We start from the raw sequence: 16,467 nt of genomic DNA, 5'->3' as shown, positions 1-16,467 counted from the left end.
CTGTTCACCCCGCTTTCTGCAATAATTTCGTGACGATTCGTCCTACCCCATCATACGCCGTATTATCAATGACCACATCCGCAGCTTCTTGCACCACAGGCAGCCCATTAGCCATTGCCACGCCTAAGCCGACACCGCGCAGCATCGCCAAATCGTTAAGGTAATCGCCACAAGCCACGAACTGCTTGAGCTCAAGCTTTAAGTCTTGCGCCACCGCCGTTAGCCCGGAAAGTTTACTGACGCCAGGCGCTGCCATCTCCAAATAATTGGCATCTGACCACACCGGATCGACCAAGGCTTGAGCAGCTTGGGCCAACTGGTGCAACACCACTTGATCTGTCCCGTTATATGCCACTTTATAAATTGTGTGGGTTTGAGCCAATTCAGTCAGCCGCATCCGGCTGGTGACTACCGTTGCCGTTGCCGCCTGGGTGATATACTCCGGTACGTCCAGCGCCGTATTCCCCGGGAAATACCAAGTGCCGCTTGCCGTGTTCATAATGACATTCACACCGCTGCCAGCAGCCAGGTCAAACAACGCCATAGCTGTAGTGGTCGCCAAAGGTACTGAAGCCAGCACGCGCTGGTTTGGCGCCACCACATAAGCGCCGTTGAGTCCGGCAACATACACCGGCAGCGCCAGCATTTGGCTGATTTCGCGAATCGAATCAAGGCGGCGGCCGGAAGCAATGATCACCGCCCACCCAGCGGCGCTAGCGGCAGCCAAAGCGGTGCGATTGGCAGCAGAGATTCCGCCATCAGGCTGCAATAAGGTATGGTCTAAATCCACGGCAATCGCTTGATACCTTACCATAACAAGAAATCCTGTTGCCGCAACCGCAAGATCGCTTCAATGAAGTAATAATCAGCATAGATGATCTTCTGCTCAACCACTTGATCATGGTATGCCGCTGTCGCATCAGTGACGATTCCATCATGGGCCAAATCCCAATCGGTATGCTTGGCATCGATTGCTTGCAGCATCTTAATGGCAGCATCGATATACAACGACTGCTCAAGTGCTGGCACATGTTTGGCAATTTCCAACATGCCACAAGCCGCACAGGCACTAGCCGAAGTATCGATCAATACCGGCGTCTTTGGTGCGCGGAAATCCACCAGCGGGACATCGCCTGTGGTGGCAACATTGGCGATGAAGTAATTGGCCACTCGCTTGGCGGTGGCTAAATAAGCCGGATTTTTGGTGTGGGCATAGGCCAAGGCAAACCCGCTGATCGCCCAAGCCTGGCCGCGTGACCAACTCGAGCCAACGCCATAGCCTTGCCCGCCTAGCGTCTCCAACAAGTCGCCGTTATTCGGGTCAAAAACGGCAATATGTGCCACTGAGCCATCTGGGCGGACAATGTTGTGCATGACCTTGTCAGCGTGATCATTGGCAATGAACTTAAAGCGCGGATCGCCTAAGGCATCGCTTGCCCAATACAGCAGTTGAATATTAAACATCGAGTCAATGATCACCCACCCGGCGCGATCGCGGTTCCATGACCGAATGAATTGGCCGCGCGGATTATACCGTCCCGCCAACAATTCAGCAGCATGCAAGCCCCGCTGCATTGCGCGATCATCTTTGGTCAGGCGATAATCCGCCACTGCTGTGGGCAGCCACATGAACCCAACATCATGATGCAGTCCTTTGAATTCCAAGAAGGCTTGGTCAAGGCGCACTTCGTTGGCACGGGCGGCAGTGGCATATTGCTCATCTCCAGTGGCATGATACAGCTGCCACAAGATCCCACCCCAGAAGCCGTTGGTCCACCAGCAGATATCTTTAGCACCGATATCGTCATAGCGGTCATTGGTCGCGATATATGGAATCGCAGAATCACCCAAACGGCCCAGTTCGGCAGTGACTTTGGCAACGATTTTAGCGTATGTGGCGTCTAGCCATGCTTGATAGTCTGACATATTATCTCCTTTACGTCTAAAAGAATTCTTCGTCTTGCGCCTTCTCCAAAACGATTTGGCGCAAGTTATCCTTGGCACTGGCGATCGCCTTGTTCAAAGCGGCTTGGTCATGCGGCGGCGTCAACACGACTTGCAAAACCAGCGCCAAGTTCATCCCGCTTACTAAGCGCACATTAGGCAAATCAAGCAAAGTCATTGCAGCGTTGCACATTGAACCGCCAACGATATCAGCTAAAATCAAGACTTCTTGGTCGGCTGTGATGGTTTTGCGAATCGCTGCGATGATCGCGTCGGGTTGGTTGCCCGGCATCAGGCCGTATGCTTCTAAATCAGCCTGCGGGCCGGCGATCATTTCGACCGCTTTCTTCATCCCCGGGGCCAGTTGATTATGTGAAACCAGAATTATCCGTGTCATCTAAACGTCACCTTCCTGTTCATTCGCCAGCATATAAGCAAGAAGCGTGCCAACTTACTGTCGAAACCTCACAAATCACAAAACGCCGCTGTCCTGATACTTTCAGGCAGCGGCGTGATGAATGATGGCTAATCGCCAAAGACAATGTCGTATAAGTAATTTAATTCGCCATCTGATACTGTGACCGCATAAGTGCTTTCGATGTCACTTAACGCGCGGCGTAATTGGGCCAAGCCTTGCACGCGCTGTTCTGGGTGCGCCGGGGTGTAGCTTAATGGCTTATCGTTTCTGATCAAGCGCTCGATCAAAGCCGAAATATGCACATATAACGTGGCGCGCTGATTGTTGGATAGATGGATCTTCGCCCCATCTTCCAGCCGTTCGATCATCGCACCTACTGAGGCGATTACCTTATGCACATCCAGGATCGTCACCGCCGATAACAGGCGTTCGATCGACAAGTTCTGGATCAGCTTCTCGTTGATTTCAGCCAGCACACTAGGCTCTGAAATCGTCGGGAAAAGCTGATGAATAACAGTCGTGCCTTCAGTTGACACCAATGTCTCCAGTGAAATAAACGGCACATCAGCTAATTTAGGATCATTGGTCCCAACGATTGCCACCACGTCGTATTGGTTAAACATCGGCGCGGTTTCGCGATACTTGCGCAAGAATGCATAATCCACCGACTCGACTTTGTAGTCAACTGATGCCGGAATGCTTTTCTCCAGCAGTGTCTGGATCTGCCGCGCTGACCCCACGCCGGTGTGGCAAGTGGTCACGATCATCGGGGTCTTTTCGATCACCGGATAAGTCAGCTTGTATTGCGGCAGCAGCTTGTCTTGAGCGCGCCGGCCAATTTCATCGATTGCCGCACCTTGTTGGATCATTTCACCAACGAATAACGCCTCTTGCGTTGAGACGTTATTGATCAACAGCAGCGGCCCATTCAACAAGTCGCCTAAGCTTTCCGGCAAGGCCATTAATGACCCCATATCGACCAAGACGATCAAGCCTTTGTGGCAATCGTATTTCTTGACGTACTCAACCAAGAATCGCTTCACTTGATCTACCGACACCGTCAACGGCATGTCATAAGCATCAAATACCTTATGGTTGAGAAACTGATTTACCACATCGGCAATCGAACTGGCTGTCGAGAAGCCATGGGCCAAGATCAAGGCATGTTGGCCCGTTTCTTCGGCGTTAAGTTCCAAAGACACTAGATAACTCAACAACAACAACTGATTGAACGCATCCATGCGAAAATCCAGCTGGGTCCGCACCAGATCCAAGAACGCCTGCAGCACCTGATGTTCAACTGTCGCATGTTCGGTCAACAAGGCCAATAACTGCTCGATTTTGGCTTCATTAGCCGGCGTCATGGTCAGTTCAAAATCACGCTTGCGGTATAAGAAATTGGCAATAGCCACCACGGCGTTGCCTTTGATCTTAACAAAGAAACTCGAGTTCAAATAATCAAACAGCTTCTGGATCACCGCCGTCATATACTTCAACGACTCATTCTCAAAGCGCTTGTCTTGATGCACCATTTGATCCATCAAGGCCGCGGTTTCGCGGGCTAACTGTTGCTTGACCACCGCTTCAGTCACCTTATGCGCTTGGTAATCGGTATCCAACTGCAAGCACTTCTGGATCAATAAGTTCACCAAGGCATTATCATCATGCCAAGCCTTGATGTAATCCGACAAGGAACTGTCTGGGGTGAAAGACACCGGGTCTTTGACGATAGTTTCTTGTTCGTTAACCGCCAATAAGTCCGTTAACAAGCCGTTGCCGATGTTTTCGGTGGTCATCACCATCTTTTGTTTGTCATCAGTTTTGGAAAATACCCGCGCACACAGGATCCGAATGTCACTTTTCAATTCGCCGATGTTGGCTTTGTAGGTATGGTTATACAGCCGATTGATGATCCAAGGACTAACGGTGATAGTCATGTTCAGCCGCGTCGCTTCATCAATGAAGGACTTATAAATGTGCGAACGCAACTCGATTTTGGAGCGGTCATTGAGATTAGGCACCTTCACAGCGATGGGAATACGCCGCATGAAGGTTTGCAAGAAGGTTTCTTGCAGATCTTCTGTCGTGGCAAAAATCAGCCGCACATTGGCATGGCGGATGGTCCCGGTATCACCCATGCGCTGAAAGGTACCAGTGTCCATAAAGGAGAACAATTTCTCTTGGCTTTCCGGATCCAAGCGATGACATTCATCCAGGAATAATACCCCGCCGTTGGCTTCTTCCAGCATTCCTTTCATATCCGACACCGCCCCAGTGAAGCTGCCTTTGGTATAACCAAACAGATTGCTCGATAACAGCTCAGGATTGTGGTAATACTGCGCACAATTCAGCGTGATAAATGGCGCGTTGGGCTTCAAGATGCCCTCTTGCAGGCAATACTCATAAGCCAACTTGGCTAAATGGCTTTTGCCGACACCGGTACTGCCAGACAAGATGAAAGGCAAGCCATTAGGCGGATAAGCCAAGGCGGTAATGATCCGCTCGATGTCTTCTTTCATGCTTTGGTCGCTGCCAATGAACGACTTGAAGACATTGTTATGGCTGATCTGTTCATGCGCCAACTCATCTAAGGAAGCATACACATCCAGCTTTGGCACAAAGAATTGCGCGGCAAAAGCCTCCCGATCGGCAAAGTACGTCGGCCGCGACTTGATTTGAATAACAGTGCGCTGCTTAAGCAGCTCATTTAAGTACTGACTGGTGGTGTTGCGACTAAGCTGAACCGTCGCTGCGATTTGTTCGGTGGTGATGCGTGTGAGATCTTGTAAACTCGACGCCGCTTGTGTTTCCCGCCGCACTTCTTCTTGAACTGCTGTGATTGCCATGGCGTCCTCCTTCGACACATTTAAATTCTAGCAATATTCTGTCGAGGCCATGATAGCATTTATTTACTGATTCACAAAGTTTTTTCTGCAAGCGATGCCATATTTTCTTGATAAAGCCTGTCGCATCAACGATTGCCAATTACTCGCCGCATCTTGGCATTCTTTTTGCTTATTTCTTCATGCAAGCTTACTCACGAGCAGCACTGATGTGTCGACAGAACTTGGCATCAAAGTTGCTTATGAGTAAATGTAGGCGGTTACGCCAGCAATCATTATTGATACTCACATTGGAGGCATACATATGATCAGTATGGTACGAATCGACGATCGCTTGATCCATGGTCAAGTGGCCGTACGTTGGTCCAAAGAACTTGGAATCAGCAGGATCATCGTGGTCAGCGACACCATCGCAACCAACGAGATCCAGAAAAGCGCACTGCAAATGGCAGCACCATCTGGCGTCAAAGCAGCAATTATGCCCTTAGCCAAAGCGGCTAAGACTTTAAATGATCCGCGCGCCAAGAACTTAAAGATCTTAGTCCTAAGCAACGAGCTCAAATACATCACAGACCTGCTGCCACTGTTAAACGACAAGAACCCACGGCTCAACATCGCCAACTATGGCCGCATCGGCGGCGCATTAAGCGATAAGCAGAAAATTACGGACACGGTTTATCTCACCAATGATGATAAGAAACGGCTTGAACCGTTGTTTGCCAACGGCCAAGACTTCACCTATCAACCATTGCCAGAAGACGAACCGCAATCTCTCAAAACCTTGATTGGAGGTAATTGATCATGCTCGTTAACGCGTTAATTGTCGGCTTCGTTGTCGCCTTTGCGAAGTTCTTCGACTGGTGGTTCTCATCCATGCTGTCACGACCGATCTTCGTCGTCGCCTTGTTAGGGGTCTTGCTTGGCCATCCTAAAGAAGGAATCATCTTAGGCGCTCAGCTGGAACTGATCTTCTTAGGGAATGTCTCTTTAGGCGGCGTGATGCCGACTGACTTCACCTTAGGTTCAATCTTCGGCGCCGCTTTTGCGATGACTTTGGGATCCAACTTGAACACCGCCATCGCCTTGGCCGTACCAATCTCCATGCTGGGCACGTTATTGTACACGGTGATGAAGATGGTCATCACCGCCTTAGTCCCACGCTTTGAGAAACTCATCAAAGAAAAGAATATCAAAGGTTTCAACCGCCTATGGTTCTTTCAGATGTGCGGCTATGAACTGGCTTACTTCCTGCTTGGTTTCATCGTGATCATCGCTGGTTCTGGCGCAATCAAAGCCTTAGTTGCGAACATTCCGGCTTGGGTCCAAAGCTCCATGACCGTTGCTTCGACGATGTTGCCAGCGATTGGCTTGGCCTTGTTGCTTAAGATGCTGTGGAACAAATCGCTGGCTCCGTATTACTTCTTGGGCTTTGGCATGGGCGCATTCTTCTTATATGACAAAGCCACAACTGGCACGATCGCCAAGCATGCCGTAACGCTTGCTTACACTTCGACGAAATCTTTGACGCTGGTTCAAATCGCCTTCTTCGGCTTCATCATCGCCGCTTTAGTGACGATGAGCGAATTGCACAAGCAAAAGAAGCTCGACGATCAACAATCAAATCAAAATCACAGCTCCAAAGACGATGATGATGAAAGTGAGGACTTCTTCAATGACTAATCAACCTGCTACTACCGATAACGGTAAGATCAGCTACAAACTGACCAAACAAGAACGTAAAGTCATGTGGAAAATGTTCTGGCGCAACAACTACCTGATGTTTTGTACCAGTTACACGAAGCAGCAAGGAATCACCTTTTCCTGGATTATGGAACCTTTCTTGGAAGCGATCTATGGCAAAGGAACTGATGAATTCTACGCTGCCATGGCCCGTCACCAAGACTTCTTCAATGTTAACACTGGGATGAACGGCTTTATTTCCGCCTTGGTCTTAACTATGGAAGAAGAAAACAAGTACGCCAAAGATCATGGCGAGGCCTTCGACGAATCTTCGATCACCGCCATCAAAACGGCCTTGATGGGTCCCTTAGCTGGGATCGGTGATTCAATTTACTTATCTGTGATCCGCGTTGTTGCCACTGGGATCGCCTTGGGCCTTTCTGAACAAGGCAACATGCTTGGCCCGATCTTGTTTCTGCTGGTTGCCAATGTACCAAACACGTTGATCCGCTGGTACGGCCAAGTGCTCGGCTACAAAGCCGGCGGCAACTTCATTTCCAAAGCGATGAAAAACGGCACCTTCGCTGCCATCACTAAAGGCTGCACAGTCTTGGGCTTAATCATGACCGGCGCGATGACCGCGCAATTCGTCACCTTCACCACCACCTTCAAGGCCAAGCTCGGCGGCGGCCAAGTCTTCGACTTGCAGAACGTCTTAAACACGATCATGCCAGGTCTGCTGCCACTTGCTTTGACCATGATCTGCTTTGGTTACTTGCGCAAGCATAACCGTCCAGTACTCGCAATTGTCGTGGTCTTCGTGGTTGCCGTTATCTTAACGGTGCTGGGGATCACTGGTGGTGCGGCATAAACAGGATCTTCGAATCATTAGTAAAGTCGTGCGCTGAGCACGGCTTTTTGTTCACCCCAAGCCTGCTGATCACCCGCTGTACACCGCCGCAATCTGGCATTATTCTTGCTTGTATGGTGATGTGCACATCTGAAAGGTGGTAACACAATGTCCAATACTTATACCAATCCGATCCTGCCTGGCTTTAACCCTGATGCCTCGATCCTGCGTGTCGGCCACGATTATTACATTGCGACTTCAACTTTCGAGTGGTGGCCTGGCATCGAAATCTATCATTCAACTGATTTAATCAACTGGGCACTGATTGCTGAACCAGTTTCTCGGACCAGCCAAGTGAATTTATTTGGCAACTATAATTCTGGCAGCCTCTGGGCGCCGGCTTTGAGTTGGTGTGCCGGTAAATTCTATTTGATCTATACCGACGTTAAAACCACCGGCACCTTCAAGGACACCTTGAATTATCTTATTGAAGCGCCTGATATTACTGGTCCATGGAGCGAACCGGTCTTCTTGAATGCCAGCGGCTTTGATCCGGCGTTATTTCATGATGACGACGGCAAACATTATTTAATGAACATGTTATTCGATCACCGCCTCGATCACCCTAATTTTGCCGGCGTCGTGTTGCAAGAATACGATTTGGCGCACCACCAACTCGTTGGCCAGCGCCACCGCATTTTTCAAGGGACGCAGTTGGGGGTAGCAGAAGGACCGCAGATGCTCAAGCGAGATGGGTATTACTATCTGATCTGCGCCGCTGGGGGCACCGGTTACTCTCACGCCGCGACTATTGCCCGTTCGAAAGATATCGGAGGACCGTATGAAGTCGCGCCTAACACGCCGCTGATGACCACTAAACCACACCCTGACAGTCCCTTGCAAAAGTGCGGTCACGTCAGTTTGGTGCAAGTTAGCCAAGCTGAATGGTATGCGACTTTTATCACTGCGCGACCGCTTAAACTGCAACGCGGCATGTGCCCTTTGGGTCGAGAAACCGGTTTGACACCGCTGGTTTGGCACAACGGCTGGCCGTATCTGGCTAACGGCAGTGAGGTGCCAGACGTGATCAATCCATTACCATCGATTGCCCATGGTGTCACGCAGCGCCGAGACTACTCAGAAGCCACAGACTTCACAACGGTTAAGACGATTCCCTCAAGCTTCAAATCATTGCGCGGCCCAATCGGTATTCATGCTTTGTTGACGCCTGAAGGGCTGCGGCTCAAAGGCGGCCAAAGCCTCACCAGCCTTCATCAACAAAGTCTGCTGGCGCGGCGGTGGCAGCATTTTCAATTCATCGCTGAAACTGAAATGACTTTTGCGCCGCAAAGCTTTCAACAAATGGCTGGTTTGGTGTTATTCTATGACACTGATAACTGGTTTTATCTGTATGAAAGCGCCGATGAACAAACCCAGCAGCGCTTCTTGCGCGTGGAAGTCAATGCCGCCGGGCAAGCGCGTTATGCCTCCCCTGCTGTGCCGCTCACGACAGCGCGCATTCAGCTGCGCGCCTGCGTGGATCATGCCCAAGCACAGTTTTTCTACCGTCAAGCGCATGACTCGTGGCAGCCGATCGGCACGGTTCTGCCGGCAGATCAGCTGTCTGATGACTGGATCAAAGCCCAAGGCAAGCTGGCCTTTACCGGCGCAATGGTCGGCATCTGCGCCCAAGATCTCAATGATCACACAAGTAGCGCAACATTTGCCAATTTTACCTATCAAGAAATGCACTAACCACGAAGCCAGTCAAGCATATCCTTACAGGATGTTCTTGCCTGGCTTCGTGATCGTTAAAATTGTTTCACGTGAAACAATTGGCTTTATCCCAGTCACATCAAAGGTTTGATGAGTCCTGGGCCCTTTTAAGATCACCAAAAAAGCGGCTTTGCCCACCTGAAGTTCAGGGGCCAAGCCGCTAATTTTGATTGGGGAAAACTACATCTTCATGCCCATCTTCTTATATGAATCCATCCCTGGCATCCACATGGTCATGGGATCAACGCCGCGCTCCTTGGCGAAGGCGTTCATCAAAGTCTCCATATCCATGAGCTTGTAAGTCGGCATTGGCTTGTTTGGATCATACGACTGGATCTGAGCCATCATGCCGCCGTCTTCGTGCTCGATGATGTGGCAGTGATACATGTAGACGCCTGGCAAATCAAAGCGCACCAAGATGCGCACGGTTTCGCCTGGATTGACGCCAACTGTGTCCTTATAGCCGTGCTCATTAGGATAAGGGGCCCCGCCATTGCGGGAAATCACAAGAAACTGAGTCCCGTGCACATGGAAGGGATGGACCATGCCGCCGTCCATGGTGTTGGTATTGGTGATGTCCCAGTATTGGGCAAGCCCGATCGGTTGCGTGGCATCGATGCGCTGCATGCTGAACTTCTTGCCGTCAATGGCCACCGCCTCGTCCATTCCAGACATGACGATCTTGCGCACCGGCGTCGTCTTAAGCACTTGAGGTGCGTGAATGTCGAGCAAGTGCTCAGGCAGCGCGCTGTGATCCGGTTTGAAGGCGTGAATCCGAAACTTGACGATCGGCACGTCATCGGAAAACAGCGTCACAACGTCGCCTGCTTGATAGTCCTTGAAGTCAACAATGATCTCGGCGCGCTCGGCACAAGTCAGCATTAGATGCGTGAGGCGCACCGGCTCAGGCAGCAAGCTGGAATCGCTGGCGATTTGCGTAAAGGCCAAGTCGTCGGAAAAATGCAGCCGCCATTCACGCCGGTTGGCCCCATCCAGAATACGCAGGCGCAACTTTTGCGTGGTGACGTCAAATACCGGATTCACGGTACCGTTGATCATCGCCGTTGGCCCTTGCACGCCGTCTGGATCGTAATCGGCTTGATAGTCCCACTGATTGTCTTCGTGAAAACGCCGGTCTTGCAGCACCAGCGGAATGTCGTCAACCCCATACGTCCGCGGCAGCGGCAAGCTGGCTTCATGCTGGTCGCGCACGATCACCATCGCCGCTAAGCCATGCCACACCTGTTCTGCAGTTGAAGGACACGGATGGGCATGCAGCCAAGTTGTCGCAGCCGGCTGATCAAGGGTAAAGTCGATTTGTTTGCTTTCGCCAGGATAAACCGGCGCATGGCAGCCGCCATCAACATATGGCCCAGACACCGAAAGCCCATGCCAGTGAAACGTCGTCAGCTCATCAAGGGAATTCTTCAAGGTCACATGAATGTGTTTACCCACTTCAAAAGCCAAAGTCTGACCCAATAGCGCCGCATTGTAGCCCCAAGTCTTAGTTTTCGCACCAGGCAATAGCTGTGTTTCACCTTTTTGAGCTTCCAATGTGAACCAGACGTCTGTATCTGTTTGCCGATCAGGTTTAAGCAGCGGCGGGATCGTCAACTTGGACTCTGGCGCGTCAGCCACGACCAGCGGGACATAGCCGCCATCATGGATGTTGTACGCCGGTTCATCGAAAAAGTAATCTTCATACACTTGTTGTGCCATTATTATTCCCCTTTCTCAGCCAGTAAGGATTTTTCGCCTTACCTAAGTTCTTCCTCATTTTAACACTTTCACCCTTGCAAGCGGTGTAAAATAGAATCGTTACAATGAGTATGAGATTTGGGGAGGATTTAGCATGTCGAAAATTTTTACTTGGTTAATGTTGTTGGCCAATGTCGGCTTGGTGTGGATGGTCTTCGCCACCAACTTGAGAATGAATATGGTGGCCATGACCCACGCCATGTGGCTGATGGCGCTCATCATGCTCGCTGATTCGCTTATGGCCGTGTACATGATGTATAAGAAGTAGCATCAGCCCACCTTGAACCGGAAATCGATTGCCTCTTGCCCGTCGATGCGATAAGGCGCAGTGACATCAGCGCCCCATGAATCGATCCCACCGACGCCGCGCACAGCCCCGTATATGGTCAAAACCGTGCGATGTACCGGCGGCAGTTCGCTGTGATGCGTTGCGTTCTCCAACTCTTCTGGCAGATAAGGCAAACATGAAAAGGCAAAAGGCTGATCATCTGCCGCCCACTGCAAAGTAAACGGGGCTGCATCGCGGTCTGCGTTGTTTAACGTGCGCTGGCGCGTAATCGTTAATGCTGTGGTTGCCATATGCATGCCGCAGTCTTGCGGCACCAAGTATGGGGTGACCGGTAACCCTGCCACGTGATATGTCCCGGCAACGCCACCGGCCATCCGGTCTGGATAAGTCTCGCCAGACAAACCGGTATAATCAAACCCCAGCGCTTCTGTTGGCATCACCCACCGCAAGCCAAAACACGGCAGCTCTGGCAACCCAGCGCCACCTGCATAATGCACCTGTACTGCCAAGTCGCCTGGTACAGTCACCGTATATGCCACTGTCACAGTTGTTTGCGGAATCGTCAGGGTCGTGAACAAATACGCCAGCGTCACCATTGTTGCATTTTCTTGGCCAGTTTGATGGTTATTGACCGGTGGGATCGGCAATTCAGACAAGGTTGTCCCATCAACCGTGATCGTCGGAGCGGCAACATCGATAAACTGATCGGCCCCTAGCCATTGAATGGCCCGTTTGGGGAAACCATTCCCGCGATCATTATCGGTAGTGGCTCGCCAGAAAGCCGGCTGCGGTGCGCGATACAGCCACTCTTTGCCATGATCGCGCAAGGAGATCGGTCCCCCTTTGGCATATGAGAACAAATATGTGCGCGGGCCACAAGTCACGCCTAAGCCGCTGTCGCCATAAACCAGTGCTAATTTATTTGGTGTATCGGCCATAATAATAAGCCACCTCCTGCATCGCGGGCTTCTCTTGGCGGTTGGCAAACAACAACCCGTCGCCAGAGAATTCCCAATCCGTTGGACGATCATCAAAGTCGCCGCCATAGTCGAACTCAGTTTGCTTGGTCACAGGATCGACCACCACCAAAGCTTGATCAATAAAGTCCCAAATAAAGCCCCCGGCAAACCCTTTGTACCGGTCGATCAACGCCATGTAATCGGCCATTCCGCCTAAAGAATTGCCCATATCATGCATGTACTCACATAAGATGAATGGTTTTCTGGCCCCTTGTGCGAAATACGCCGCAATGTCTTCGGGTTTGGTGTACATTTGACTTTCAAGATCTGAGATCTGCGTTTCAAACTCGCGCCGGTGCACCACACCTTCATAATGCACCAAGCGCGTATCGTCATGCGTCTTGAAATAACGGTTCATCGCAGCGATCCCGGTACCGGCAAAGGATTCATTGCCCAATGACCACCATAGGATGCTGGGATAATTCTTGAAGGTTTGATAATTGCTGCGGGCGCGATCGACCACCGCCGCTTCCCATTGCGGCAAGTCGCCTGGCACGTTGTAAGTGGGCCAGGTGCCGTGGGTTTCCAGATTGGTTTCGGCCATCACATAGATCCCCGCTGCGTCACACAACGCGTACCATACTGGCTGATCTGGATAATGACAAGTTCGCACCGCATTGATGTGGTTGCGTTTGAAGGTTTGGATATCTTGGTGCATCTCGGCTAAGCTGACGCAGCGCCCGCCAGTCGCACTCCATTCATGGCGGTTGACTCCGGTAATGATCAAACGCTTATGGTTTAAGTACATCACCCGATCTTTGATCTCAATGCGCCGAAAGCCGAACTGCTGCGGCACAACAGCCAGCAAGCGCCCTTTGGCATCTAACGTCTCGATATAAGCGATGTATTGATAAGGGTCATCATGATCCCACAAATGCACCGAAGCAAAATCGAAACCGTTAAAATGCATCGCAGCCAAAGCCGGTTGCCTTTGTTCACCTATTACCGTTCCTGCGGCGTCTTGCACCACCACCCGTACCGTTGACCCAGCCGCAACTGGCGCCAAGCGCAGATCCAGCGCTAATTGACCTGTTTGCAGATCCTCTGCCAGCTGAGGGCGCAGCTTAATGTCTTGGATCTGCGTAGGCGCGCTTGCCCATAACGCCACCTCGCGGAAAATCCCGAAGAAGCGAAAGAAGTCTTGATCTTCCAGCCAAGAAGCCGTGCTGCGCTTAAACACCACAACAGCTAAACCGTTCTCGCCAGAATGCAAATATGGCGTCAAATCAAAAGCGGATGGGGTAAAGCTGTCTTCGGCGTAACCGACAAACTGCCCATTGCACCAAACATACAGCGCAGTTTCAACACCGCCAAAGCGCACCTGTACCGGGAGATCTAGAAAGTTATCAGGCAAAGTGAATGATTTATAGTAACAACCCACGGGATTATCAGGCGCATCAGAAAACTTGCCCACGCCCAAATCGGTGGCCCCGTTAACGAAAGCCGGTCGCCGATAGATTCTGCCATCCCAAGGGTATTGGGTGTTCACATAATTCTTCTGCGCATGATCAGCCAGTTCGATATGTTGCGGCACCTGAATCGTGGTAAAGTCAGCTCTTGGTGCACTAGGCTGTACCCAATCCCAAGTCAACTGGGTTGGATCTGGCAGCAATTGAAACGCCCAAGTCCCATTTAGCGACTGCTTGAAACTAGATGTGCCGTCAAATTCTGCATAATCGGCATACCATTGGTGATCGCTGACTGCCGGCAGTTGATTAACGCGAAACACTTGCGGGTCATCAAGCCACGTAAGTTGTGGTTGCATTGTATCGCTTCCTCTTCATTTTGACTCAACGATACCACGCTGCTGCCGGCAAAACATGACCCAAAGTGCGCACAAAATACCACAAAATGAAACTCAATCGTACAGTTGCCGAAATTGCTTCGGCGTGACGTGTTCACTGCTTTTGAATTGGGCAATAAAGTAACTGACTGTGGCAAAGCCGACTGCTTGGGCCACTTCACTCACGCTTAACTCTGGCTGATTCAACAGCAGTTCCTTGGCATGACGCACCCGCACCTGCGTCAATAGCCGATGCGGCGTCACGCCATAATAGCGGCGAAACACTGCGGTGATATATTGTTGGCTGTAATGCGTTAATGCGACAAAATCCGCATTACTCAACGGTGTCGCATACTGTGCTTCGATCAAGGCTTTGATTGGTGTGATGATCGCCGCGGCCACTTGCGGCTCAACGGTCTGGCCAAGCTGTGCTTGTTTGATCAACAAGAGAAACTGGTATACCAATGCCGAACTCGCATATCGCGCAGTCGGCGCCGCAGCTTGCATGGTGGGTGCATTGGTGCGAATGAAGCCTTCCAGCACTGGCGATAATACCGGCACAAACAAGTATTGCCGCACCGCTAATGTCGTTAATAACGCCTTGACTAAAGCACCACCGAAAGTAAAATACGCCGTTTGCCAATCCGGCGTTAATGGGGAATAGCTGTGCGGTACCCCGGCATTGATTAAGATCCCAGCATGCGGCGCCAAGGTGAAGCGATTGCTGCCGACTTGCACTTCACCTGTACCTTGTTCAGTTTGCAGCCAATGAACATACGGGTAACCGTTAGCCCGATGCATGGCGTCTTGGGCCCATGCGTAACCGACGCTGTCAACAAACAGCGGCAAGCTTTGATCTGGTGTCTGGAACAAATAGCGCATTTGCTTCACCTCCCTCACCAAGATTACCACGAATGCATAGAAAAATCGTTACCAGCATTATCTTGCCGGTAACGATCATCATAAATTGATCTACCACAGATCAAGGGCTTGATTGGTCAACTTCATCAACGCTTCGATAAAGAAATAATCGCCATACACAATCGGATACTCATGCGTTGGCTCGTTATATTGTGCTGAACAATGGGTCAAGAATGCGTCATGCTCAGGGTCCCAATCCACCCCTTCATTAGCCAATGTTTGCAACAAGCGCAGCGCGGCATGCGTGTAAACTGCCGCATCTGCTTGCGGCAGATAACCGGCTAAACTCAACAACCCAGACGCGGCGATCGCAGCGGCTGATGAATCTTCAAGCGCCGGTGTTTTCGGCTGCCGGAAGTCGATTGGAATATGGCCATTGGCTGGTATGTTGGCAATAAAGTAATTGGCGATTTGCTGCGCAGTTGCCAAGAAGCTGGCGTCTTTGGTATAGCGATAACTCAAGGTGAAGCCATAGATCCCCCAGGCCTGCCCGCGCGTCCAACTGGAACCATGCCCATAACCTTGCCCTCCTTGGGATTCAAGGTATTCCCCTGTGGCTGGATCAAACACCACAATATGCTTCACCGAACCATCAGGGCGCACCATGTTGGTTTGGGCCATTTGCGCGTGGGCAATGGCGATTTGCTTAAAGCGCGGATCTTGTTCTTCGGCACTGGCCCAATAAAGCAGCGGCAGATTCATCAAACAATCAATGATCGCCAAGTTGGCCCGATTGTTGCCGGATTCGTCGTTCCAAGCGCGAATATAATGCCCCGCCAAATTGAAGCGCCCGGCCATGTTATTCGCCGCTAGTAACGCGCGGTTATGCGCCACTGGATCATGGTCTTGGCGATAATGTGCCACTGCCGTCAATGACCACTTAAAGCCATTATCATGGTCAAGTTTCTGGGCGTTGTGTAAGTTGTGATCGAGGTGATCTTCAACTTTAATGGCGCTGGTTTTATAAATCACCTCGCCAGACAAGGCGTACAGCTGCCACAACAACCCGCCCCAGAAACCATTGGTCCACCAGTAAGGATCAACTTGGCGCATGTCGATATAGTGATGATCTGCGTCTGTGGTATACGGGATAATATCGGGATTACGCGCCATCACGGCGGTCATTTTAGCTTGCACCCGCGTTAAGGCGGCATGCGCAAATGCCTGAGTCTCTGTCATCTTCACT

At 51.0% G+C, this 16,467-nt stretch carries 14 protein-coding genes; 5 read left to right on the top strand and 9 right to left on the bottom strand.

Features of this window, described 5'->3' with window-relative positions; genetic code table 11:
- Positions 1 to 4: 4 nt before the first annotated feature.
- The 4 genes from ACGG90_RS03205 to ACGG90_RS03190 form a co-directional block, all read right to left on the bottom strand.
- Positions 5 to 814, bottom strand: a complete 810-nt coding sequence (locus ACGG90_RS03205) for a Cof-type HAD-IIB family hydrolase (RefSeq protein WP_390405779.1) — start codon at positions 812 to 814, stop codon at positions 5 to 7.
- On the bottom strand, positions 808 to 1,926 hold the full coding sequence (locus tag ACGG90_RS03200) for a glycosyl hydrolase family 88 (protein ID WP_390405776.1): 1,119 nt from the start codon (positions 1,924 to 1,926) through the stop codon (positions 808 to 810). The genes ACGG90_RS03205 and ACGG90_RS03200 overlap by 7 nt, the downstream gene beginning before the upstream one ends.
- Before the next feature lie 16 nt (positions 1,927 to 1,942).
- On the bottom strand, positions 1,943 to 2,341 hold the full coding sequence (locus ACGG90_RS03195) for a PTS sugar transporter subunit IIA (RefSeq protein WP_390405773.1): 399 nt from the start codon (positions 2,339 to 2,341) through the stop codon (positions 1,943 to 1,945).
- Positions 2,342 to 2,469: 128 nt separating this feature from the next.
- Positions 2,470 to 5,208, bottom strand: a complete 2,739-nt coding sequence (locus tag ACGG90_RS03190) for a sigma 54-interacting transcriptional regulator (RefSeq protein ID WP_390405770.1) — start codon at positions 5,206 to 5,208, stop codon at positions 2,470 to 2,472.
- Positions 5,209 to 5,509: 301 nt separating this feature from the next.
- Between ACGG90_RS03190 and ACGG90_RS03185 the strand changes: the two genes are divergently transcribed.
- The 4 genes from ACGG90_RS03185 (at position 5,510) to ACGG90_RS03170 (ending at position 9,490) form a co-directional block, all read left to right on the top strand.
- Complete coding sequence (locus ACGG90_RS03185) at positions 5,510 to 6,004, top strand: PTS system mannose/fructose/N-acetylgalactosamine-transporter subunit IIB (RefSeq protein WP_390405768.1); 495 nt, start codon at positions 5,510 to 5,512, stop codon at positions 6,002 to 6,004.
- Positions 6,005 to 6,006: 2 nt separating this feature from the next.
- Positions 6,007 to 6,885, top strand: coding sequence for a PTS mannose/fructose/sorbose/N-acetylgalactosamine transporter subunit IIC (locus tag ACGG90_RS03180; RefSeq protein ID WP_390405765.1), 879 nt, complete (start codon positions 6,007 to 6,009; stop codon positions 6,883 to 6,885).
- Entirely contained in the window at positions 6,878 to 7,756 is an 879-nt protein-coding gene (locus ACGG90_RS03175; RefSeq protein ID WP_390405762.1) for a PTS system mannose/fructose/sorbose family transporter subunit IID, read from the top strand. Before ACGG90_RS03180 ends, ACGG90_RS03175 begins: the two co-directional genes overlap by 8 nt.
- Positions 7,757 to 7,903: 147 nt before the next feature.
- Positions 7,904 to 9,490 carry a glycoside hydrolase family 43 protein gene (locus ACGG90_RS03170; protein ID WP_390405759.1) on the top strand — a complete coding sequence of 529 codons (1,587 nt, stop codon included), beginning with the start codon at positions 7,904 to 7,906 and terminating at the stop codon, positions 9,488 to 9,490.
- A 201-nt stretch (positions 9,491 to 9,691) separates the two neighbouring features.
- On the opposite strand, the gene ACGG90_RS03165 is transcribed toward ACGG90_RS03170, so the two are convergent.
- A complete protein-coding gene (locus ACGG90_RS03165) occupies positions 9,692 to 11,230 on the bottom strand; it encodes a multicopper oxidase family protein (protein WP_390405757.1) in 1,539 nt (512 codons plus the stop codon).
- A gap of 133 nt (positions 11,231 to 11,363) precedes the next feature.
- On the opposite strand from ACGG90_RS03165, the gene ACGG90_RS03160 reads away from it, so the two are divergent.
- Positions 11,364 to 11,537, top strand: coding sequence for a hypothetical protein (locus ACGG90_RS03160; protein ID WP_390405754.1), 174 nt, complete (start codon positions 11,364 to 11,366; stop codon positions 11,535 to 11,537).
- A gap of 2 nt (positions 11,538 to 11,539) precedes the next feature.
- On the opposite strand, the gene ACGG90_RS03155 is transcribed toward ACGG90_RS03160, so the two are convergent.
- The 4 genes from ACGG90_RS03155 to ACGG90_RS03140 form a co-directional block, all read right to left on the bottom strand.
- Positions 11,540 to 12,496, bottom strand: coding sequence for a beta-galactosidase small subunit (locus tag ACGG90_RS03155; RefSeq protein ID WP_390405752.1), 957 nt, complete (start codon positions 12,494 to 12,496; stop codon positions 11,540 to 11,542).
- Positions 12,477 to 14,342: a glycoside hydrolase family 2 TIM barrel-domain containing protein gene (locus ACGG90_RS03150; RefSeq protein WP_390405750.1), complete on the bottom strand. Its 1,866-nt coding sequence runs from the start codon at positions 14,340 to 14,342 to the stop codon at positions 12,477 to 12,479. Before ACGG90_RS03150 ends, ACGG90_RS03155 begins: the two co-directional genes overlap by 20 nt.
- 93 nt (positions 14,343 to 14,435) lie before the next feature.
- Positions 14,436 to 15,242 carry an AraC family transcriptional regulator gene (locus ACGG90_RS03145; RefSeq protein ID WP_390405747.1) on the bottom strand — a complete coding sequence of 269 codons (807 nt, stop codon included), beginning with the start codon at positions 15,240 to 15,242 and terminating at the stop codon, positions 14,436 to 14,438.
- 90 nt (positions 15,243 to 15,332) lie between these two features.
- On the bottom strand, positions 15,333 to 16,460 hold the full coding sequence (locus tag ACGG90_RS03140; RefSeq protein WP_390405746.1) for a glycoside hydrolase family 88 protein: 1,128 nt from the start codon (positions 16,458 to 16,460) through the stop codon (positions 15,333 to 15,335).
- Positions 16,461 to 16,467 lie beyond the last annotated feature (7 nt).

Source organism: Lacticaseibacillus jixiensis, assembly GCF_042847315.1.
Classification (GTDB): Bacteria; Bacillota; Bacilli; order Lactobacillales; family Lactobacillaceae; genus Lacticaseibacillus; species Lacticaseibacillus jixiensis.
The sequence above is the reverse complement of the archived record's forward strand: the minus strand, read 5'-3'. Positions and strand labels throughout refer to the sequence as shown.